The organism is Marinitoga sp. 1154 (assembly GCF_013363285.1).
In the GTDB taxonomy this organism is placed as follows: Bacteria; Thermotogota; Thermotogae; order Petrotogales; family Petrotogaceae; genus Marinitoga.
Window position 1 is genome coordinate 1 of sequence record NZ_LBFB01000015.1, and the last position, 23,115, is coordinate 23,115.

Consider the following 23,115-nt stretch of genomic DNA (forward strand, 5'->3'; position numbering starts at 1 on the left):
CTTTAATTTCACACTTTTCCATAATTTTATCAAATTCAAGGTAACGTGTTTTCTGAAATTTTTTCATATTATCAAGCATTATTTCAAATGGTTTTGATATCTGTTTTGATACTTTATGTGCTTTTTTAACTATTGATATAATAACTATACTTAACAATATAAAAAATAAAATAATGCTTATTATTATTGAACTTCGATATTTATTAAAATCTAATTTTAATATTATACCAATTGGCCTGAATAAAGTTTTTTCATCTTCATATTTCCATACATAGTAAAATTTTACTTTTTCATTATTTTTTATAACGATATCTTTTTCAGTAGAAAAAACTTTTTCTAAATACTTTTTATCTTCATCTGTTAAATTAGAAAAGTTTTGTGACAATCCTTCAAATTCATGCGTACATATATTGATATCTGAAATAAAGTCATATTCATTTTTTAAATTTGCTAAATTATTTATTGTTTTTTTTATTTTATCTATAGATAGTATGGAGCTTAAAACATAAAAATTCTCATCTGTTTTTATATATATATTTCTTAGTAATTTGTCAGATTTTAAATCTAATTCTATTAGATAATTATATTTTTGAAGATTAATCAGTTTATTTTTTAATTTTAGATCTATAGACTCAATATTTACTTTTTTTATGACATTATTTTCTCTATTTGATTTGTATGATGTTGAAACAAATTTTTCTATTGATTCATTTATATCCTGTGATGTTTTTATTTCATTCATTAATGTATCTAATTTTTCATAAAAAACAGAATCAAAATCATATAGCGCATTATATAATGAATTAAATGCAAATCTTATTAGACTTTCTGTATTATTTCTTAGTGATTTTTCTACTTTTAATAAATTTATATAGCTAAATACGCTGACTAAAATTAATACTAAAACAATACTTGTTATAACTATTGTCATTATACTTTTTGATATTAACTGATATAAAGATACCTTTTCTTTTTTCATTTTTAACCTCCAATCTATTATCGTTGATTACTTTATAAATCCATTTAATCTTCCGTTTATATCTGAATATAATATTATTCCTAAAATGTCATTTGGATTTTTCTGATATCCTACTGATATCAAAGCTTTATCATCAAATAATATTGTTTTTAAAATTCTTTCATCAAAAGTTTCACCATAATAATTTTCTTTTATAATAATACCATCATCTTTATTTAATAGTAATATAAATCCATCAAAGTCATCATTTTTTTCTAATGTATATCCTGATATAATAATTTTCTTATTTATGATATTTGCCGATAATCCTCTTGCAGATTTTTTTAAAAGATAATCTTTTCTCCATATTTTATTGAAATCTTTATCGGTTTTAATTATTAATACTTTCCATGGAAATCCATTTATTGTTGTACTATAGCCTATAATATAATAAAATTCATTGTCTTTTAAAATAGTATTACCATATTCATTTAACTGTTCTTTTCCATATTTTAATATTGTATAATCACTGTAATTTAATTTATTTAATTTAATGATGAAAATATTTTCATTATTATTTGCTGTAGAATTGGTATTTCCGAGTAAGTATATATAGTTTTTATCATAATTTATATCCGTTATAACTTCGTCATTGTACCATGTAATTTTAAATTCGTTTAATTTATCAAGATTTTCATTAATTTCAGTTAGATATCCTGTTCTTTTATTTTTTTCTATTATGAATCCTGTAACATAAATATTTTCGAAATTATCTTTTATAATTTTTATGAATTCACCTTTATTATTGAATACTTTTGATTTTATTAATATTCCTGAGTTATTTACTATATAAATCACTGGTTTATAATCCTGTGTTCCTACTATATAAAATTCATTATTTATGTATTCCGCTGTATTTATTTTTACATTAGATGATATGTTTATTTCTTTCTGGAAAAGTATGTCTCCTTCTTCATTAAAACTTATTATTATTATATTTTGATTTATTTTTTCATTTTGTCCTATAATATAAATTTTTTTATTAACAGTTACAATGTCTTTTAATATTAATATTTTACCTTCTGTCATTTTTTTAAACCATGTATCAACTGTTATATTTTCCTCTATATCTATATTGCTTATTTTGAAAATATCTTTTTCAAGATTATTGGTGTTGTTTGTTTTTACAGGAATCAAAGCTTTTTTAGTTGATGAATATATATATATAATATCCAGTGAAAAAAGAATTACTATTATTATTAAAATAAACAACAAAATTTTTTTCATATTTTTTCTCCTTTATATATTATTTATATTGGTGCAGGTGCTATGATAGTGTTGTTAGTTAATAACAGTGTATACATGTTTATAATAGGGTATTTTAATGTGTTGAAAGTTTTGAAAATAATTAAATGTAACTTTTATTATTTTGGTTCAAAGTACATAATACGAATATATGTTCTATATTTTTAGTTGATAATATTTAAATTGTTCATAAGTAAATAACTTTTAACGTTGATTGTTAGTATTCCTGTTATAATTTATCAACCATAAAAATATATATGTTGAAAGTTTTAACAACAACTATAATAGTTATAAACATTTTTGGTTGTTAACTTCTGAAATTACTATTATCAGGAATTTTAATATGATAACAAAAGTTCATAACTATAAACAAATACATTACAATTATAACATACTGCGTTGAAAATAAAAAAACAGAATATATACTAGGGTGTCCAATTAGTAAAGTAAGCGAAAACTCGCAGATTGTCCATACACGCTACCGCGGGTATTGGTTTAAATAATTTTGATTTTATAAAAAATTTTTAAGCTATCGCTTTCCTGCGGTGGGCTATTTGTTTAAATTTTTGTTTTCTATAAAATTTTTAAAAAACTATTTATCTTAGATTTTTTATAAAAAATCTAAGCGTAAAATGAAGCCGGACAATTTTGCACGGATGCAAAATACCGAACATGGATGTGAGTCTGATACGACCGGCGAAAATATGCTATTTTTGAAGATTAGCAATTAAGGTTTGAGCGGCTTTACTTTTTGGACAACGTATATATACTTTTATGAATCCATATATCGTTACATGATGATTAAACTTTGATTTAAAAAGAGTTTTAGAAACAATAATTATCATATATTTAATATGTGAGTAAAAAATATACATCATAATTTAATCTTTATAGTTTAAAGTTGACTGTAAAGATTAAGAATAGATAATATCAGGAGGTTGAGACGGTTGAAAAACACATTGAAATATATTCTCGCATTACCATTTTTACAGGTATTTGTTCAGGTGGGAATAGCATCATCTTTTCCACAATTAACTGAAATTTTTGGTTCAACATGGTTAGCAAGTACATATATAGGAATAACCCCTTTAATATCCATTATTTTTGGTTCTTTTTGGGGAAAGGTATTAGAGAAAAAAGGTGAAAGTAAAACATTTTTATATTCAATGGCATTATGGACTACAGCATTATATTTATCTGGATTATCTTTAAAATTACCAATATTGGCAATAATTTTTCGTGCAATCCAGGGAATAGCTGATTCTGCACTATTTTCTAATGCATTAACAGTAATAACAAAATCAAATTTTTCTGCAAAAGAACAGTCAAAATATTTTGGTTTAGTTGAATTTCTGGCAAGTTTTGGAGCCGTTATGGGTCCTCTTGTAATAGGTACGGGTTTTATTTATATGTCACATTATATTTTAATGACAGTTGGTGTAATATTATTTATAGCCACATTGTTTGTTTATAAACAGTTGCCTGTTATAGATATTCATCCTGAAAAAGTAAAAAAACAGGTAGCAAAGTTTTCACCAAGAATATTTTTAGCTGCTTTTTTTGGTATTTTAACATTAGCTGTAATAGTTGGATTTCAGGCTACAATGCCATTTTTTATAGAAAAATATATTCATAATCCTATATTTGGAAAAATATATATATCAATATTTGCATTATCTTTAATGCTTGGAAATTTATTTAAACATAAAATAAGTGGAGTGAGAATTTGGATACCTCTTGCTACGTTTTCAACTTTAATATTTGCGATGTTTGCTAATTCAATATCGATGTTTTTATTCCTATTTTTGATAATTATATCAGGATTGTTCCTTGGTCTATCTTTAACAATGAGTAGTGAATATGCGTCATATCTATCAGTTGGTTTTGAAGAAAAAGGAATGGCAGTATTTTCAGCTTTTAGAATAAGTGGAAACTTTTTTGGGCCATATCTATCTATTTTTTATTCAATGGGTGGTATGAATTTCTTTATATTAATATTATCTATGATTAGTTTAGTATCAACAGCATTCTTATTTAATTATAAAAAAAATTTTGATGAAGTAAAAGAAATATAAAAAACCCCTTATTGGGGTTTTTTGTATATAATAACTGTATTTTTAATTTTTTTAGCTTTATACATTGCTATATCAGCATATTTAATTAATGTATCTATATTTTCAGAGTGTTCAGGGAATAAGGAAACACCAATACTCAATGAAATAGAAAAAGAACATTTATTTGTACTAAATTTCCTGTATATTTTTTCTGACATTTTTTTTGTTATTGTATGTATATCTTTTAATTCTTTATATTGAGCTAATACAACAAATTCATCTCCACCGAATCTTGAAATAAGATCAGAATTTCTTAAAGAATTTCTTAGAATATTTGAAAATTCTATTAAAATTTCATCTCCTTTATCATGTCCAAAATTGTCGTTCACTTTTTTAAAATTATCAATATCAATAAACATTAAAGCATATTTTAAACTATTTCTTTTTGCAATTGCAAGTATGTTTTTTGAATTTTCAAAGAATAGAGTTCTATTAGGCAGTCCAGTTAATATATCATGAGTAGCCAGATGTTTAAGTTTTTTCTCAAGATTATTTCTTTCGGTATAATCTTCCATAATAATTATACCTCCAATAATGTAATTATCTTTTTTTAAAGGAGCAAATTCAGCTCGTAAAATAATTTTTTTTCCAGAAATGAAAGATGTATATTCTCCTTCATAATAAGAAATTTTACCTTTTAAAACATTAAAAATATTATCTTTTATAATTTTATTTGGTAGTGTGGATAGATCAAATTCGATAATATCATTTTTTTTCAAATTTAAGACATTTAACGAACTTGGATTTGCCATAATCACTTTTAAATTAGTATTAAAAATTATTATACCAACAGGAGAATTTTCAAATATTGTTTGAAATAAGCTCAGATTTTTATCCAGTTCATCTTTAACCTTTATCAGTTTATAATAATTAATAATAATAAATATAGCCATAATAATGCTAAAAAATAGCGTGAAAATATCAATAAATAAAAAAGTTATTTTTTCCTTTAAAATGGAAGATATATTTGAATCCAGACTTGATAGTTCATAATTTATTATGTTTTGAAAATAATTTACAAGCATGCTCAGATTTTTAAAAACATCTTTTGAATTTAATTCATATAGTTTTGGAGATTTTTTCTCAAAAAGTTCATAATAATTCCATAAACTTTTATAACCTTCAAAGTTATAAAAATTATTTAATTTTTCATATGTTTCTTTTGTAAATGATAAACCCTTAAATTTCGGAAATTCAATAAGCGAATAAAAACTTCTATCCAATAAATAATATTCTTTTTCACTTATTTTCATTTTTTTATATACAATGACTGAAAATATACCTCGAAATTCACCAGAATATTCCTTAATCCTTTCGAGAAAGTATATGGAAGACAACCATTTTCCTGTTTCTGAAACAGTTTTTTGCTTTATGGAATAATTATAAAAATCAAGGAGATCATTTATTATTGTTGTGTAATTTATAAAAATATCTATATTATTATCTTTTCCTATATTTTTTCGCAATAAATTGAGTTTTTTTTCAATATCCTCCAATTTTTTATAATAAAAATCTTCGAGGTTTAAATTTTTAATATTTTCAAGATATTTATTAAATAGATTTCTTTCTTTTACCAATTCATCGTAAACGCTTTTTTCACCATTTACATACATATTAACAAGTCCTCTTTCATTCTGAAGATGAAAGACAGCTGAAGATATATTTTTTATTAGAGATATTGAGTTTTTCATATTATTGAGCAATTTTTTATCATTATTCATCTGAAATAATGAGTTTACGGAAATAATTAGTAATCCAAGTGTAAGTAATAACACAATGATAAGATTAAAAGTTTTTGTTTTCATATAAATCACCACATAATAATTTTTATAATATATTTAAGATTTATTTTTCAATTAATTCTGCAATTTTATAAACTGTATATTTTACAGCAGGGGTTCTGTATGGAATTGTTGTTGAATCTAATTTAACAAGCCAATCATTTGTTTTTTTATATATTGATATATAATATTGTTGCATGAAGTCATCATCAGTAGAAACAACCCTGAGTAAGAACCTATCATTTAATAAATCTTCATACACAGAGCTTACTGTAAAGGTTATGTTGTTATCTTTGAATGTTTTATCTTTTAAACTTTTTAATTTTTCTATATCAATATCTTTTATATTTTTATGAGGCAAATCGCTCACTCCCTCCAGAACTCTTTTTATTTTAAAACTTTTTAATTTTTTTGCAATAAATAAATATTTATTTCTACCTTCATTGTCCCATTTTAACTCATATTTTGTTTTTATAGGTCTATTAAAATTTTTGATAATTTCTTGCGTTTCAAAAAATTCAGAATTACTGAAATTCTCATAAACTTCTTGAGCATACCAATCTACATCAGTTGCTAATTCTATTGTCCCGCCTTTTTTTAAAACATCAGCAAGAGTATTAATAAACGATGTAATAAAAATTCTTCTTTCTTTATGTCGTTTTTTCGGCCATGGACAGGGAAAATTCACTATTAATTTTGAAATTGAATTAGATGAAAATAATTCTCTTATTAAAAGACGTGCATCTCCCTGAATAACACGAGCATTTTTAATATTATTTTTATGAAAATTAATTTGTGCTTTGTACAAAGCTGTCAAAGAGGTTTCAAATCCAATAAAGTTAATATCCGGATTAGATTTTGCAAGTGCAGCCATATATTCTCCACTGCCAAATCCTATTTCAACATATATTTTTCTTTTATTTCCAAATATTTCGTTCCATTTTATAGGATATGTATCATATTGCTGGGGTTTCATAAAATATTTTAATACCCCAATTTTATCATGCATTAAAAATCCTCCTTTTTTTAAGTCTAAATTTAATATTATCATAATAAACAAAAGATATTATTATTTTTATGTAAAAATAATAATAGTTGATGTAGTAATTAAATTTTTACAATGATATAAAAATATGATATAATATAAAAAAGAAAAATAATATTAAATTAAGAAAGGGGTGAAAAAATGAAAATAAAAACAAAAATATCTATAATGGTAATTTTAGGTATTATTATTTTTTCGATTATTGGATTTTTTGTTATTAAAGAAACGAGAGGTTTAAAACTTCAATGGGAAGATTATGTAAATACAGTAACTAAAAGGCAGGATCTCCTTTCGGATATTAAAGAACAATTTGGATATGGTGGAGGTATACATTTATTCAAAAATTATGTTTTAAGAGGGGATGAAAAATATATAACAAGATTTTTTGATCGAGAAGAAAAAGTGATGAAAGATTTTGAAATGTATAAAAATATTCCAGATGTTACTCAGGAAGAGATAAAATATCTTAAAGTAATTGAAGAAACTTTTAAATTATATGGTGAAAATATAAAATTAGCTGCCGAATTGAAAAAACAGGGTCTAAGCATATCAGAAATAGATAAAAAAATAAAAATAGATGATGGCCCGGCTTTAAATGCGTTTGATGAACTGGAAAAAATCAATACACAATTGACAAAAATAAAAACAGAGAATTTTGATGGTTCTATATTATTCCTTGAAATGATAATAATTGGAATATCGATAATAATAATTTTAGCATTGATATTGCTGTATATTTTTATTTCAAAATTAATGAACCCATTGTATAGTGTCAGGAATAAATTGGGTGAATTATCAGAAAATGGTGGGGATTTAGTTTCTAAACTTGAGTATTCTAAGAATGATGAAATAGGTGAAATATCAAAATTCTTTAATATATTTATTGATTCATTCAGACAATCATTAAAGGATTTCTTTAATAGATTTAGAAATAATATATCACAATTTAACTCAATAAACCGTGAATTAAAGAATTTTGATGATAATTTTGAAAAAGCCCTTAATTCTTTAAAAAATAATATTGAGTCTTTAAATAATATAACAAGTTATGTTGAACAACAAAATGCAAGTACTTATGAAATATCAGATAATATTCAAAGTTTAGCCAATACAGCTGTGGAATTAAGTGGAATTGCTCATAATATCAATGAAGTTGCTAATAATGGTAAAGTTGGTCTTGATAGGGTTAATGAAACTATGGGAAATATTACAGAAAACATGATACCAATTGTTAATAAAGTAAAGTCAGTAGCTGAAAAAGCTGAAATCATAAATGATGTAGTTGAAACTATAACTAATATTTCTGAACAGACAAATCTATTGGCGTTAAATGCTGCAATAGAAGCTGCAAGAGCAGGTGAAGCAGGAAAGGGTTTTGCTGTTGTCGCTGATGAAATTAGAAAGTTAGCAGAGGAAAGTAGAAAAGCTGCTGAAAGTATAAGAGAAAATCTTGGAGAGGTTATGACTGGTGTAAATGAAACATCAGAAATGGTTATGGATATGTCTGAAAATATAAAAGGTGTTTCTTCTGTAAACAAAGAAACAGCAGATCAATTATATGAACTTATAGATTCTGTTGAAAAAATTTCTAATTATTCAGATAATTTAGCTGCAAGTGCTCAGGAACAGGGTGCAGCAGTTGAGGAATTAACAGCATCGTCACAAAATATTACAGAACTTGTAAATGCTCTAAAAGAAGATATGAAAGAAGTAATCGAAGAGCAGATTTATATAAAAGATAGAAATACAGAGTTGTTAAATATAGTAGAAAAAGAATCATTTGAATTAATAAAAACAGTAGATATATTTTCATCGTTTAAATTATTTACAAAACAGGATTTAATAGAAGAATTAAAAAAGGCAAAAGAGTCACATACAGATTGGGTGAAAAGATTTGAGGAATCAACAAATGAAAATTTAAGATTATTATCAGAAAGTAGTTCTGATAAGTGTGGTTTTGGTATTTTGATAAGGGTTATATCTCAAAATCTTCCAGATGAATTAAAATCAATATGGAGAGATATTTTAAAATTGCACAAAGATTTGCATGAATATGCAAATAGTTTTGAGTATAAAAATAAAGAAAAGAATATCGCTCTGCTTGATGAAGTAAAGGAAACATCACAAAGTTTAAAAACACTTCTTGATAAAGCTATCAATATATTGAATAAATAACCGTGGATTATTTATAAAATTATCTCTTGACAAAGAATGTAACATGTGTTAAAATTACTGCAAATGAATTTGAGGTGATGTTGTATGTTAATGAAAAAATTATTTCAAGATTATAATTTAAATAGCTATTATTATTGGTATGGAAATGGCATCCACTGTGATGGCCTCCATACCTCTTTTGTTATACCTATTTGAGGAATGAAGGCTAAATAAAAAAGGTGGATGCTTTATAGCATCCACTTTTTTTTATATTTTTTTGTCTTATTTTCTAAAAAAATATTATTGTAATAAATATTATGGAGGTGGTATTATGAAAAAATTTTTTGTAGTATGGGTATTGTTATTATCTTTAGTTAGTTTTTCTATTACAGTTGGAATTACACAGATTATTGACCATCCAGCATTAAACCAGGTTCAAAAAGCTATTATAAAAACTATCAAAGAAGAAAATCCAAATGTGGAAATTATTATTCAAAATGCTCAAGGTTCTTTTCAAAATGCAGTATCTATTGCACAAGAATTTAATAATACTGCAGATATAATAGTTGCAATCACTACACCCAGTGCTCAAGCAGCAGCAAATGTTATTAAAGATAAGCCTTTAATTTTTTCTGCTGTTACAGATCCAATTAGTGCGGGTTTAATAAAAAATTTTGGTAAAAACAATGGAAATATAGTTGGTTTAAGTGATCTATTACCTGTACATATTCATTTATCAATTCTAAAAAAGTTGATTCCAAATGCAAAAAATATAGGAATAATTTTTAATCCTGGTGAAACTAACTCAAAAACACTTTTAAACCTTTCAAAAAAATTTGCAAAAGATTTAAAACTAAATATAGTAGAGATTCCTGGAACCACTTCTTCTGAAATGATAAATTCTTTGAATTCAAAAATAAATGATATAGATGCTGTTTATATATTTACAGATAATTTATTGGCTTCATCAATAGAAAGTATTGGAAAAATATTAAATGAGAATAAAATTCCATCTATTTCAGGAGATATAGAATTAGCAAAAGCTGCTAAAAGTATTGTGGGTTTTGGATTTGACTATTATTCTTTGGGGAAAGAAACTGGAAAAATGGTAAATTTGATTATAAAAGGTTCAAAACCATCTGATTTAGAATCAAAAACTATGGATATGAATGCTTTAATCTTGTTTATAAATTTAAAATCAGCAAATAATTTAAATATAGATATTCCTGATTCTTTATTAGAAAAAGCTGATGAAGTAGTGAGGTGAAACAATGATTCAGATATTAGAACAAGCTCTTATTTTATCAATACTCTCGTTAGGTGTATATATTACATTTAAAATTATAGATACCCCGGATTTGACTGTAGATGGTTCATATGTTTTAGGTGGTTCTGTCGCTGTTTCTTTAATGTATATCGGGATACCATGGGGATTATCTATATTTATTGGGTCATTTGCCGGAGGACTATCTGGAATATTAACAGGAATAATACATGCAAAAACAAAAATAAATCCTTTATTGGCGAGTATTCTTGTTATGACAATGTTATATTCAATAAATATTAGAATTATGGATGGTCCTAATTTGCCAATACCAAAAATTCAAAAAGAAAGTTCAGTTTCGTTATCAGGAACAAAATTAGATGAAATGTTTGAAATGAATAATACAACTATATCTTTAGGAAAAGAAAATAAATCTTTTACAAAAAATTTTTTAGAAACAAATACATTTATAAAATTACTGATATTTTCCATGTCTTCATATTTTTTGTTATTTTTATTTTTAAAAACAGAATTAGGACTTTCACTAAGGGCTTTTGGTTCTAATAAATATGGAATAATTTCATTTGGTATAAAACCAGAATTTTTAAGTATTTTAGGATTGTTTTTAGGTAATTTTTTTGCAGGATTAAGTGGTTCTTTATTTTCAATGTATGCCGGATTTTCAGATGTAAATATGGGACAAGGAATGCTTGTAACAGGACTTGCAACAGTTATTTTAGGAGAAATTATTTTAGGAAAGAAAGAATATTTTTATAAATTACCAGCTCCTTTTTTCGGAGCAATTATATACAGTATTATTATAACCATGGTTATTAAATATGGATATAAGATAGGTTTTAAATCAAGCGATTTAAAATTAACTACTGTACTTTTTATAATTGGTGTTATTCTTTCAAGAAGATTGGAGGTAACAAAATGGTTGAACTTAAAGAAATTACAGTTATCTACAACCACAATCAGGTAAATGAAAAAATTGCTTTAAAAAATTTAAATTTGAAAATTGAAAAGGGTGATTTTATCTCTATTATAGGTTCAAATGGAGCAGGAAAATCAACTTTGTTTAAGGTATTATCAGGTACGATAAAACCTTTTTCCGGAGAGTATTTTCTTGATGGAGAAAGTATGAACAAAATATCTTCGCATCTTCTGGCAAAAAGAATAAGTATTGTGTATCAGAACCCAGAAATGGGAGTTTTTCCAGATTTAACAATAAAAGAGAATTTAATTCTTGGATCTAAAAAAGGGTTTAGAGGTTTAAAATTTGGAAAAATGCCTTCTCTGGATTTATTAAAGGGTTTAAATATGAAATTAGAAAATAGATTGAATACAAAAGTTAGAGAATTATCTGGTGGTCAAAAACAGGCTTTAGCATTGATTTTAGCTGTATTATCAAATCCTAAAATCTTATTACTTGATGAACATACAGCAGCTTTAGATCCTGATTCAACAGAAATTATAATGAATCTAACAAAACAAATTAATGAAAAATTAGGAATTACAATTCTTATGATTACACATGATTTAAATATAGCTCAAAAATTTGGACAAAAAGTATTAAAAATGGAAGAAGGCAAGCTTGTTGAAAAAATTTTAAATGTTGCATAAATTAATAGACCGTCTAAAAAGTCTCAAATGAAACGAAGGCTCGAAGATTGCCCTTAACACACCTACGGTGGGTTATTGGATTAAAAAATTAGATTTTAATAAAAAAACTTTTGAGCTATCGCTCGCTTACAGCGGGTAATTGGAAAAAATAATTTTTATTATATAATTATAAATCCTTTTCCCTTAGATTTTTTATACCTAAAAAATCTAAGCGTAAATGAAAGCCGTCAAAATTACATGGATGTAATGCCGCGAAACAATACACGATGTATTGTTTGAGCGACGGCTGAGAATGAATAATTTTAAGGATAATCGCTGTCTGAGTGAATTTGACTTTTTAGACAGTCTTTAAATTAAAACAAATTGAGGTGGAATGCCTCAATTTGTTGTTTCCAATGAAAAATCAATATATTTTACTTCTGTTGTTAATTTTCCCATTGAAATTATGTCAATATTATCATCAACATATTCAAGATAATTATCTTCACTAATTCCACCAGAAACTTCTATAATTATTTGCGGATATCTTTCTTTTAATTCTCGGGCAAGAATTTTTGCATTTTTTGAATCAAAATTATCAAGCATAATAATGTCTACGCCAGATTTTACTGCAAGAAATGCATCATCTTTACTTTCAACTTCTATCTCTATTTTTTTTGTAAAAGATTTATATTTTTTCACAGCACTTATGGCATTTTCCACACCGCCATATAATTTTATATGGTTATCCTTTATCATTATACTTTCTGATAAACTCCATCGATGAGTGTCGCCACCACCATGTAACACAGCAATTTTTTCAAGGTTTCCCAGTCCTGGAAATACTTTTCTTGTAGCAGCAAGTTTTGTTTTTCCATTAATCTTACTAACTAATTTATTTGTTTTTGTTGCAATAGCACTCATTAAAGAAAGTATGTTTAACATTGTTCTTTCAACCGTTAAAATATTATAAGCATTCCCACTTATTTTACCTATAATTCCACTTTTAACAAAATTACCATCTTTAAAATAAAACTCTGTTTTTATTTTATATTCTTTTAATAACTTTTCTATTATTTCTATTCCAGATAATACAACATTTGAGTTTTTTAAAATTATTGTTCCTCTTGCTTCTTTTCTTTTTAATTCATATGAAGCAATGTCAAAAAATGGATTATCTTTTTCTATCCATTCTTTTAATAGATTTATTTCATATTCAAACATATAATCACTCCATTATTTTAAACATGTTTAGAATTGGAATTTTTGCCTTTTCTATAATTTCTTGTGGTAAGGTTATTTCATGTTCTTCATTCAATAAAGAAAGATATACATTTTTCAGGTTATTTTTCTTCATATTATTACATATTGCTAATTCTTTTAATGGATAGAATTTTTTATTTTTAAATGTTTTTTGCAACTTATGAATCATTCCAACTTCTGTTCCAATTATAAACTCATTGGATCCATCTGTTTCTGGAAATTTCATCATCTGACCTGTACTACCCACATATTCACATAAATCTCTCACTTCTTTAGGCGACTCTGGATGTATTATTATTTTTGCGTTTGGATACTTTTCTTTTACTATTTTTACATCTTCTGTTGAAAATCTATTATGTACATAACAATATCCAGTCCCACCAGGAATTGGAATAATTTTTTTCCCAGTTTTTTCTGCGACATATGAACCAAGATTTTTATCTGGACCAAATAATATTGTATCTGCATCTATTTTTTTTACCACATCAACGGCATTGGCTGATGTACATGTGTAATCAGCAAGTGCTTTACATTCTGCAGTGCTGTTTACATATAATACAACAGGAGCGTTTGAAAATCTTTTTTTGTATTCTTTTATTATTTCTGGTGTTAGAGAATTTGCCATTGGACATGTGGATCCTGTTGTTGGAACTATTATCTTTTTTTCTGGGTTTAATATTTTCAATGTTTCTGCCATGAAATCCACACCAAGAAATAGTATTTTATCGTTTTCTATTTCTGTTGCAAGTTTTGCAAGTTGTAATGAATCCCCTGTTATATCTGCTAAATCCTGTAATTCATCAATTTGATAATTATGGGCTAATATTGTATAATCCTTTTTCTTTTTTAACTCTTTTATTTTTTTTATTAAAAAATCTTTTTCAACAACTGTTTCTGTTATCATTTTTATCCTCCTATTTTGAATTTTGAGTGAATGTTTTTCAATAATCCAACTATAGATAATGGTGCCAGATAACTGGTTTTTGGATTTTTTGATGGATAATTTTCAAATTTAAATGTATAATTTCCAACCTTTGATTTTATTTCTATTGAATGTACATTTCTTTCAATAAAAGGATCTGCTATAATTTTAACTTTTACCTTTTCAAAATTTTTTATTGCCAATGCCAGCGTAACAGCAACATTTATATTTTTAGGAAATCTTTCAATAGCTTCTATTGAATTACCTTCAAAAATTATTTTTTCTTTTGTAGTAATATCAATTCCAAGCCTTTTTGGTGTTTTTCGGGTTATTAATGTGATTGTATTTATTTTATTGCTTATAGTTCTTATTAGATCAATTCCACCGATTGCTCCAGATACAACGTAAACATTAATATTTTTGTTATTTAATTTTTTCACAAAATTATATCTAAAAGTTTTATCTGCAAAAGCGCCTGTGCTTAAGACAATTAAATTTTTATTCATATCAAGGAGTTTTAGTCCATAATTCTTTAATGCTTCAACAGAAGCTACTTCTATGATATAATCAACATCAATAGTTTCTAAGTTTTTAATATCTAAATATTCGATTTCATTATGTATCTCTTTTAGTTTTTCAAATTGTTTGAAATTTTTATCATATACATAAACCTTTTCGAAATTCAATTCATCCAGAATAATTTTTGCAGAATTTCCCGCTCCTAAAAGAAATACTTTCAAAATATCGCCTCCATGTCTTTATTATACTTTATTATACAACAACTGTAAATTTTTGTCAATAGAAAAAAATTTCGTAATGAATAATAAACAAATATATAAATATGTTATAATATTTATATACTTACGATGTCCAAAAAGTAAAGTCGCTCAAACCTTGATTGTTAATCCTCAAAAATAGCTCATTCTCGCCGGTCGTATCAGACTCACATCCGTGTTCGGCTTCACTCAATTTTGCATCCGTGCAAAATTGACCGGCTACATTCGCTATTTTTTCGGACAATCTGCGAGTTTTCGCTTGCTTTACTAATTGGACACCCTATTTATATACTTATAAAAATTAAGGGGAGTGATAAAATTTATAATAAAAAATTACTAACCACATATGTATTATATATAATGCTATTTTTCACAATAATATTTCCAAAAACATTACTTGTTCTGGGTGGTGGAGGTGCAGCGGGAGCTTATGAAATTGGAGTTTTAAAATATATTATTGAAAATAACATTAAAATAGATGGAATATATGGAGTTTCAGCAGGTGCGTTGAATGGTGCAGGTTTTGTTATGGGAAAATTGGATAAAGTTGAAGAATTATGGAAAAATATAAGCGCAGAAGATGTTTTTGATCTCAATATAAATGATCATAGTAAAAAATTAAAGCCTTTTATTTTTGACCCTTCTCCTCTTTATACTTTTTTAAATACAATAATATCTGAAGAATTAATATTGAATTCAAGATATGATTATGGGATACTAACATTTAATATAACAGATTTTAAACCTGTTTTTGTCAGAAAGAATGAAATGAAAGGAAGAATGTTAGATTATATATTCGCTAGTGCAAGTTATCCGTTATTTGGAGCAATTGAAATAGAAGGAAAGAAATATACAGATGGTGGAGTATTTTCAAATGTATATCCGGCATTGTTGGCAGAGAAATATGGATATGATAAAATAATAGGCGTATTTCCAGTAATAGATAACCCAACAGATTGGTTATTAATTACATTTTTATTAACAAAGAAAAATGTAATCATAATAAGACCTTCAGATTCAGTTCCATTTCCTTTGAATTTTTCAGGTGAGTATTCCAAAAAATTAATAGATTTGGGTTATAAAGATTCCGAAAATAAATTAAAGAGATGGAAATAATTATTTCCATCTCTTTTTAATATCTTCCACTAATTTTTGTGCTGTAGGTGTAGTCGCAATTCCACCATTTCCCGTTTCTCTTAAATCTTCATGCATCATCTTTCCAACCCTATACATTGCATCTACAACTTCATCAAATGGTATGACACTTTCTATCCCAGCTAATGCCATTTCAGCTGTAGTAATTGCTACGTTAGCTGCTGATGCATTTCTTTTTACACACGGAATTTCAACAAACCCACCTACAGGATCACAAACAAGTCCCATTAATGATTTTAGTGCTAATGATGCAGCGTGGCCACATTTTTCAGCATCTTTTGAAAAATAATAGGTTAAAGCAGCAGATGCCATTGCCGCTGCTGTTCCAATTTCAGCCTGACACCCGCCAGCAGCACCGGAAATTGTAGATTTTTTAGCAATAATATTACCTATTGCACCACTAATTATAAATGATGAAACTATGTCTTCCATTTTGGCATTGTGAACTTTTTTTAAGGCAAATAATATTGCAGGAACAACTCCGCATGAACCTGCTGTTGGACATGCTACTATTCTTCCCATCGATGCATTGTTTTCTGCTGTTGATAATGCAGTTATAGTTGCTACATAATTAAATTCTCCCAATATTTTTGGATTGTGATTTATCAATTTAGATGCATTATTTCCTGTTAATCCCGTCAAACTTTCATGTTTTTTTCCATAATTTTTTTCTGCTTCTGTTATCATAACTTCAACTAATCTTTTCATGTTATTTTTTATTATAACAGGATCCATGCCTGTTTCAACCATTTCTTCAGTTAAAATTATTTCATCAAATGGAATATTAGTTTCTTTCCACATTTCCAGAATATGTTTAAATGTCACTATTATCACTTCCAACATAAAAATATTTAATGACACATTCTAAATTTTCCAGCTCATTAAAATTGGTTGGTTTCTCGTCAAGTTCTAATATGGTTAAAGCACGTCCTTCCAGAATATTCGTTCTTTTTAAATAAAGATTGGCAACATTAACTTGTATTAATTTTAAAATATTTTCTAACGCACCTTTCACATCTTTATTAACAATTATTAATGTATTATAATCTCCTGATAAATCGCAATCAACACCGTTTATTTTTGTTATTTTAATAGAACCTCCGCCAATTGAACTTCCCTGAACTTCATTCATTTTATCTCCTTTTTTCATTCTAATTAATAATGTATTTGGATGAACATCCCCTAAATCTGCTTCTATAAATTTATATTTTAAATTTTTTCTTTTGGCAAGGTCATATGCGTTTTTTATTTCATAGTCATACTCTCTTAATCCTAAAATGCCGGCAATTAATGCTCTATCTGTACCATGACCCAGATATGTTTTTGAAAAGGATCCATGTAAAAAAAACTCAACATTATCGGGTTTTTCACCAAACAATTTATAAGCAAATCGGGCTATTTTTAATGCTCCTAGTGTATGAGAACTCGATGGACCAACCATTACCGGACCAACAACATCCAACATAGACATAAAATCACCTCAAAAATTAATAGTTTCTATATTATTATACCATGTTAAGAATAAAAATGCTCAATTATCAATACATAAAAGAAATCTCCCTTTATCGGGAGATTTTGTTATCAAGCTTTAATAGATTTGGTAATAATATTAATGTAAATAAGGAAGCACTTAGCATGCCAACCCACATTATAATTGATAAGTATGTATGGAATGTGAATGGTGAAGCATTCAATACTGAAAGTCCAAAAGCCAGGCCAAGAGCGTTTGCCATAATAGGTTTCTGTACAACATCAAATGTTTTTTCAATAGGATTTTCTACCTTATTTTTATAGTATCTATATGTTCCTATCATATGTATAGCGTAATCCACACCGACACCTATTGTTATATTCGCCATTAAAGCACTTTGAATATTTAAAGGAATTTTCAATAATGCCATTGTTCCAAATTCAACGATCAAAGCACCCATTAATGGTAAAATTGCAAAAAAAGATGTTTTTAATTTTCTAATCATGAAAAATACGGAAATAAATACCAGAAATACACTTAAAAATATGCTTTTAACCTGACTGGTCAATACTGTTGTATTCATTTCATCAAAGACATATCCCATTCCAGTAACGTTTATATTTTTAAATATTTTTTTCTCTTTGAGCTTATTTATAGTATTTTTTACCATTTTTAAAGTATTTTCTGAATTATCTTTTGTTATTATAATACCTAAATAACTTTTCCCTTTTGTGAGGTCAAATAAAGGAATTGATGGGTTATTTTTTACAGCATTTTTTATTATTAAAATTTGTATGGGATTTGGGTATGTTTTAAATTTAAAGAATTCTTTTCCCATTATTTCAAGAAAATCCTGGGGGTAATTAAATTCATTTATTGTATTTGATAGACTTTTCTCTAAAGTTTTCATCTCTTTATAATAAATCTTATCAAGTGGTTCTTTTGTTGTTTCAAAATCTACCATTATAGGTATATTAAAATCAAAAATATTTTTCAACTTTTCATAGTCTTTTCTTACTTTGGTATAGTTTTTAAACATGGAGATTTGATCAAATTTGATATTTATAGTTGGAATGAGCAAAGCAAAAAATAATATAATGATTATAAATACAAAAATACCTTTTTTATTCCATAATTTTTTTGTAAAATCAACGTTAAACATATGTGGTCTTTTTCTTTTTAATTCCACATTACCTGAAATAATTAAAGGTAAAATATATAAGGTTGCAATTCCAGCAAAACCTATACCAAATGAAGACCATATCCCCATTTCTTTCATCATATTGGAATTAATAAATATCATTGATATAAAACCTATAATTGTTGTTATTGTTGTCATAATCATAGCAATTCCAGTGCTTCGTAATGTTTCTATTATTGATAGTCTTTTATTTAACCCATTTTCTCTATATTCTATAAAATGTGTTAAAAAATGCATACCATCAGCACTACCCATTATTATTGTAAATATTGGAACTAAAATTGTGGATATTCCCACTTCCTTTCCAGACCATCCCATTAATCCCATTGTCCATAGAGCACCCAAACCTGCTGGAATTATAGAAAAAAAAGCAACCTTTTTTGAACCCAATTGCATTGAGAATATAAATAACATAACAATAAATGCAAAGGGTGGCAGGAATATAACCATGTTAAATAAATAATCAAAGAGTTTTTTTGTAAAAAAAAGTGTACCTGCACTATAATATGTCACATCTTTTAATTTTTTTTCAATCTCATCCACAACTTTAAAATCTTCACTTTTTAATGGTATAGTCAATAATGTATAATATATATTATTTTTCACTTTTAAAAATTTTTCTTTAAATAATGTTATCTGATTTAATCTATTTAAAAAAGAAATATTTATATCATCAGCATTTTTAATGTTATAACCAGGTAATGACTGTGGAAATAAACTCGATATAAAATTAACACCATTTATTTTTTCAATATCTCTTTGAAGTTGCCAGATTTTTTTATATGTTTTTATATCTTCAAGTGGATTTTTTTCAATTTCTAGCATTACAATTAATTGATCGGATAGATCGTATTTTTTCTCTATTAGATCATAACTTTTTATATAATTTGAGTCTGTAGGTAAAAATGTTTTCATATCTACATTTATTTTTATGTGAAACAAGCCAATTAAGGCAATTAAATTGATAATCCCCAGCAAAAATAGTAGTTTTTTCTTATTTTTGAGCAAAAGATCAACATACTTTTCCATTATTCCATCTCCTCTTCAAATTTTTTCAAAACACCATATAAATATATATCTGCTATATAATCGGGATATATTTTATAAAAATCATCATCTATTTTAGTTTCTACAATTTGAGGAATTAAATCTTTTAATAAAAAATGTGAAAAAATCATACCACTTAAAGCTGGACCAATTATATCATATCGTATATTTTTATTCTCCTTTTTAAATTTATCCTGTAGTACTTTTTTGAAAATTATATTTTTAAGTTTTTTTGTTCGCAAATTCAAAAGTTCATTTTCACTTTCTGGAATATAAATCATTATAATTTTAAACAATTTTTCATTTTCCCTTAAAGCCTGAATTAAAGATTTTATTGCAAGACGTAATCTCTTTTCAAAATCTTTTTCTATTATATGTTCATTTTCAAGCAGTTCGTTCATTCGAGAAAAAAATACTTCTATAATTTCTTTTAAGATCCCTTTTTTTGATCCAAAATGATAATTAATCATGGATATACTTACATTTGCTTTTTTGGCAATTTCTCTAACTCCTGTGGCTTCAAATCCCTTTTTAGAAAATAAATCTACAGCACTTTTAAAAATTCTTTCTTTAATGCTTTCGATATAATCACCCCCAATCGAACGTTCGTTCGATTTTATTATACTCTTTTTTTTTATTTTTGTCAATTCCTATAGAGGAGGTTAAAGTATATTTTTAAAAAAATAAATTTTATTTATTAATAAGAAATAATTATATTTAAATAATCTCAAAGGATTTAGATAGCGTTTTTTATATTTGACAAAACGAATAAAAAGGTGTAGCATTATATTTTGCATACATATAATATATATGTATATATATATTATCATTCAAAAAGGGGGTATTAAAGTGCATAAAAAGTTATATATTTTATTGATGTTAGTAGTTTTATTAGCTGTATCTGTATTTCCAAATGCTAAAGCATTCAAAATTATGGATAAGAGTCAATTATTACCAGGACCAGCTGCAGATGGTAAGGTTGGAGATTATATTTTATCCAATGAAAAGGTTGAATTTTTAATCGGTAATCTTGGCAATTACCACGGATATATGAAGTCTGGAGGAAATCTTCTTGATGCTATTTATTTAGGTGGAGAAGATCAATTTGATGAAATGCATACATATTTTGGTTGGCCAAAACAAGCAATTTATGAAAATGTATTTGTTTTGAATAATGGTTCTGATGGAGGACCTGCAGTATTAAAATTAGTAGGTCATCATTCTGACATACCAGGAGTTAAAATTACCTCTACATATATGCTATTACCTGGTGTAAATTATTTAATAATGAAAACAACTCTTGAAAATCAAAGTGGAAAAGATATAGATAAAATGATTTTGGGAGACGCAACATTTTTTGGATATGCAAGACCATTTACATTTGGTCTCGGTTATAAAGTAAATAGAATAGATACAGATTTGTTAGGAGCACAAGGTGATGAAATTGCTTATGGTGTTACTACAACAGAAACTGGCGAAGAAGGAAAATTAAGAGATATACATATTTCCTATATTTTTGCAGATCCAGAAATTAAAACAGTTTCTATAAAAAATGGGGAAAAAGTAACATTTCAAAGAATATTCATGGTTGGTAAAGATTTGTCTTCATTATTAAAAACAGCATTTGATTTAAGAAGTGTTGAATATACTTTGGTTAAAGGAAAAGCTACTTTTGAGAATGGAAAACCAATAAAAGATACAAAAGTTAATATATATGATAAGAATGGAACATTATATATTGTTGCATATACTAATGAAAATGGAGAATATACATTTCCTGCTAAAAAAGGAAATTATACAGTTAAGATCGACTTACCAGGTATGAATACAATAAAATTACCTGAGATAATAGTTAAAGGTGAAGAAAGTGTGAATGCAGCGACTGTTGTTGGAAAATATGCAGAAGAAAATAAAGTATTATGGGGTCCATATCTTTCAGATGTATCTAAAGATAGTGTATATGTTAATTGGAAAACACTTGTTCCAGCAAAAGGAAAAGTGGTTGTTAATGGAAAAGTATATGAAGATAATAATGAAAGTGTATTACATCATTTAGAAATAAAAGGGTTAGAATCTGGAAAAGAATATACATATAAATTAATAGTTGAAGATGGTGCAGCAAAGGGGGTAACAACAAAAACTTATACATTTAAAACAGTTTCTGAAAAAGTAAAAGAATTTAAATTTGTAGTATATGCGGATACAAGAACATATAATAAAAGACATAGAATAGTTGCTGATAAAATAGCAGAGGAAAATCCAGATTTTGTTGTTCATGTTGGGGATCTTGTAATGGATGGAAGAATTATGAGTGATTGGGATGGATTTTTCTGGGCAATAAAGAATATGGCAGCCAATTCACCATTCTATCCCGTTTTAGGAAATCATGAATATAATTCAAAATATTATTTCAGCTCATTTGTTACACCACAAGGTGGCGGAGATTATAATGAACAATATTATTCGTTTAATTATGGAGATGCTCATTTTATAGTTTTAGATGCTGATGTATTATTAATGCAGAAAGATAAAGAAGGAATGGAAAGAGAAACTCAATGGTTAATCAATGATTTAGAAAAGAATAAAAATTCGAAATGGAAATTTGTATTTTTCCACGAACCTTTCTGGACGAATTGTACTGAGTATGGCGTAGAACCTGTAAGTCCAACTATTAATTATTGGAAACCTGTATTTGAAAAATATGGTGTTGATATTGTATTTAACAGTCATTTCCATATGTATGAAAGATTTACCAATAACAAAATTAATTATATAGTTACAGGTGGAGGTGGAGCTCCATTATATTCAAAGGTTAAATCTTATGATGAAAAATATCCATTTACAACAAAAGATATTACAGGACTTCATCACTATGTAGAAGTTATAGTTACAGAAAATCAGGTAAAAGTTCTTGTTAAAGGTGTTGCACAACAAACAGATAAGAAGAAAGAAGATGGATTTATTCCTGTTAATGTAATTCTTGATCATTTTGTACTAAATAAATATTAAAATAATAAAACTTTTAAATGAGAATATTTATATGTAAAAAAAACT

The 23,115-nt window shown here is 26.2% G+C and carries 18 protein-coding genes; 7 read left to right on the plus strand and 11 right to left on the minus strand.

Translation table 11 applies throughout. From position 1 onward, the window contains the following. On the minus strand, positions 1-979 hold a 979-nt coding region (locus XO12_RS07615), incomplete at its 3' end, for a hypothetical protein (RefSeq protein WP_175420043.1). Positions 980-1,006: 27 nt separating this feature from the next. Beyond that, positions 1,007-2,245 (minus strand): hypothetical protein, encoded by a 1,239-nt coding sequence (locus tag XO12_RS07620; RefSeq protein ID WP_175420044.1) that lies wholly within the window; start codon positions 2,243-2,245, stop codon positions 1,007-1,009. A 965-nt stretch (positions 2,246-3,210) separates the two neighbouring features. Here XO12_RS07620 and XO12_RS07625 point away from each other — a divergent pair. Beyond that, entirely contained in the window at positions 3,211-4,338 is a 1,128-nt protein-coding gene (locus XO12_RS07625) for an MFS transporter (protein WP_175420045.1), read from the plus strand. A gap of 8 nt (positions 4,339-4,346) precedes the next feature. Here XO12_RS07625 and XO12_RS07630 read toward each other — a convergent pair whose 3' ends face one another. Together XO12_RS07630 and trmB are read right to left on the minus strand one after the other, a co-directional pair. Beyond that, entirely contained in the window at positions 4,347-6,182 is a 1,836-nt protein-coding gene (locus XO12_RS07630) for a diguanylate cyclase (RefSeq protein WP_175420046.1), read from the minus strand. A 40-nt stretch (positions 6,183-6,222) separates the two neighbouring features. Next, entirely contained in the window at positions 6,223-7,167 is a 945-nt protein-coding gene (trmB, locus tag XO12_RS07635) for a tRNA (guanosine(46)-N7)-methyltransferase TrmB (RefSeq protein WP_052913225.1), read from the minus strand. A 177-nt stretch (positions 7,168-7,344) separates the two neighbouring features. Between trmB and XO12_RS07640 the strand changes: the two genes are divergently transcribed. The 4 genes from XO12_RS07640 (at position 7,345) to XO12_RS07655 (ending at position 12,247) form a co-directional block, all read left to right on the plus strand. Further along, a complete protein-coding gene (locus XO12_RS07640) occupies positions 7,345-9,378 on the plus strand; it encodes a methyl-accepting chemotaxis protein (protein ID WP_047266060.1) in 2,034 nt (677 codons plus the stop codon). Between the two features lie 310 nt (positions 9,379-9,688). Next, positions 9,689-10,624, plus strand: coding sequence for an ABC transporter substrate-binding protein (locus tag XO12_RS07645; protein ID WP_047266059.1), 936 nt, complete (start codon positions 9,689-9,691; stop codon positions 10,622-10,624). A 4-nt stretch (positions 10,625-10,628) separates the two neighbouring features. Beyond that, positions 10,629-11,606, plus strand: coding sequence for an ABC transporter permease (locus XO12_RS07650; RefSeq protein ID WP_052913224.1), 978 nt, complete (start codon positions 10,629-10,631; stop codon positions 11,604-11,606). Then, the gene (locus XO12_RS07655; protein WP_175420047.1) at positions 11,558-12,247 is read left to right on the plus strand and encodes an ABC transporter ATP-binding protein; all 690 of its coding nucleotides are present in this window, start codon (positions 11,558-11,560) and stop codon (positions 12,245-12,247) included. The genes XO12_RS07650 and XO12_RS07655 overlap by 49 nt, the downstream gene beginning before the upstream one ends. A 378-nt stretch (positions 12,248-12,625) precedes the next feature. Here XO12_RS07655 and nadC read toward each other — a convergent pair whose 3' ends face one another. The 3 genes from nadC to nadX are packed head-to-tail and all read right to left on the minus strand — an operon-like array spanning position 12,626 to position 15,151. Beyond that, positions 12,626-13,450: a carboxylating nicotinate-nucleotide diphosphorylase gene (gene nadC, locus XO12_RS07660; protein WP_047266057.1), complete on the minus strand. Its 825-nt coding sequence runs from the start codon at positions 13,448-13,450 to the stop codon at positions 12,626-12,628. A 4-nt stretch (positions 13,451-13,454) separates the two neighbouring features. Next, positions 13,455-14,393, minus strand: a complete 939-nt coding sequence (nadA, locus tag XO12_RS07665) for a quinolinate synthase NadA (protein WP_047266056.1) — start codon at positions 14,391-14,393, stop codon at positions 13,455-13,457. 2 nt (positions 14,394-14,395) lie between these two features. Then, positions 14,396-15,151: an aspartate dehydrogenase gene (gene nadX / locus XO12_RS07670; protein WP_175420048.1), complete on the minus strand. Its 756-nt coding sequence runs from the start codon at positions 15,149-15,151 to the stop codon at positions 14,396-14,398. Between the two features lie 396 nt (positions 15,152-15,547). Between nadX and XO12_RS07675 the strand changes: the two genes are divergently transcribed. Beyond that, positions 15,548-16,303 carry a patatin-like phospholipase family protein gene (locus tag XO12_RS07675; RefSeq protein ID WP_175420049.1) on the plus strand — a complete coding sequence of 252 codons (756 nt, stop codon included), beginning with the start codon at positions 15,548-15,550 and terminating at the stop codon, positions 16,301-16,303. Here the strand turns inward: XO12_RS07675 and sdaAA are convergent, their stop codons facing one another. The 4 genes from sdaAA to XO12_RS07695 all read right to left on the minus strand — a co-directional run bounded on the left by sdaAA (position 16,304) and on the right by XO12_RS07695 (position 20,708). Then, a complete protein-coding gene (gene sdaAA / locus XO12_RS07680) occupies positions 16,304-17,167 on the minus strand; it encodes an L-serine ammonia-lyase, iron-sulfur-dependent, subunit alpha (RefSeq protein ID WP_047266053.1) in 864 nt (287 codons plus the stop codon). It lies immediately after the preceding gene. After that, positions 17,157-17,813, minus strand: a complete 657-nt coding sequence (gene sdaAB / locus XO12_RS07685; RefSeq protein ID WP_047266052.1) for an L-serine ammonia-lyase, iron-sulfur-dependent subunit beta — start codon at positions 17,811-17,813, stop codon at positions 17,157-17,159. The genes sdaAA and sdaAB overlap by 11 nt, the downstream gene beginning before the upstream one ends. A 91-nt stretch (positions 17,814-17,904) precedes the next feature. Next, positions 17,905-20,043: an RND family transporter gene (locus XO12_RS07690; RefSeq protein ID WP_175420050.1), complete on the minus strand. Its 2,139-nt coding sequence runs from the start codon at positions 20,041-20,043 to the stop codon at positions 17,905-17,907. After that, positions 20,043-20,708 (minus strand): TetR/AcrR family transcriptional regulator, encoded by a 666-nt coding sequence (locus tag XO12_RS07695; RefSeq protein ID WP_175420051.1) that lies wholly within the window; start codon positions 20,706-20,708, stop codon positions 20,043-20,045. The genes XO12_RS07690 and XO12_RS07695 overlap by 1 nt, the downstream gene beginning before the upstream one ends. A gap of 202 nt (positions 20,709-20,910) precedes the next feature. On the opposite strand from XO12_RS07695, the gene XO12_RS11640 reads away from it, so the two are divergent. Then, positions 20,911-23,070 carry a metallophosphoesterase gene (locus XO12_RS11640; RefSeq protein ID WP_175420052.1) on the plus strand — a complete coding sequence of 720 codons (2,160 nt, stop codon included), beginning with the start codon at positions 20,911-20,913 and terminating at the stop codon, positions 23,068-23,070. The last annotated feature ends 45 nt before the right edge of the window (positions 23,071-23,115 follow it).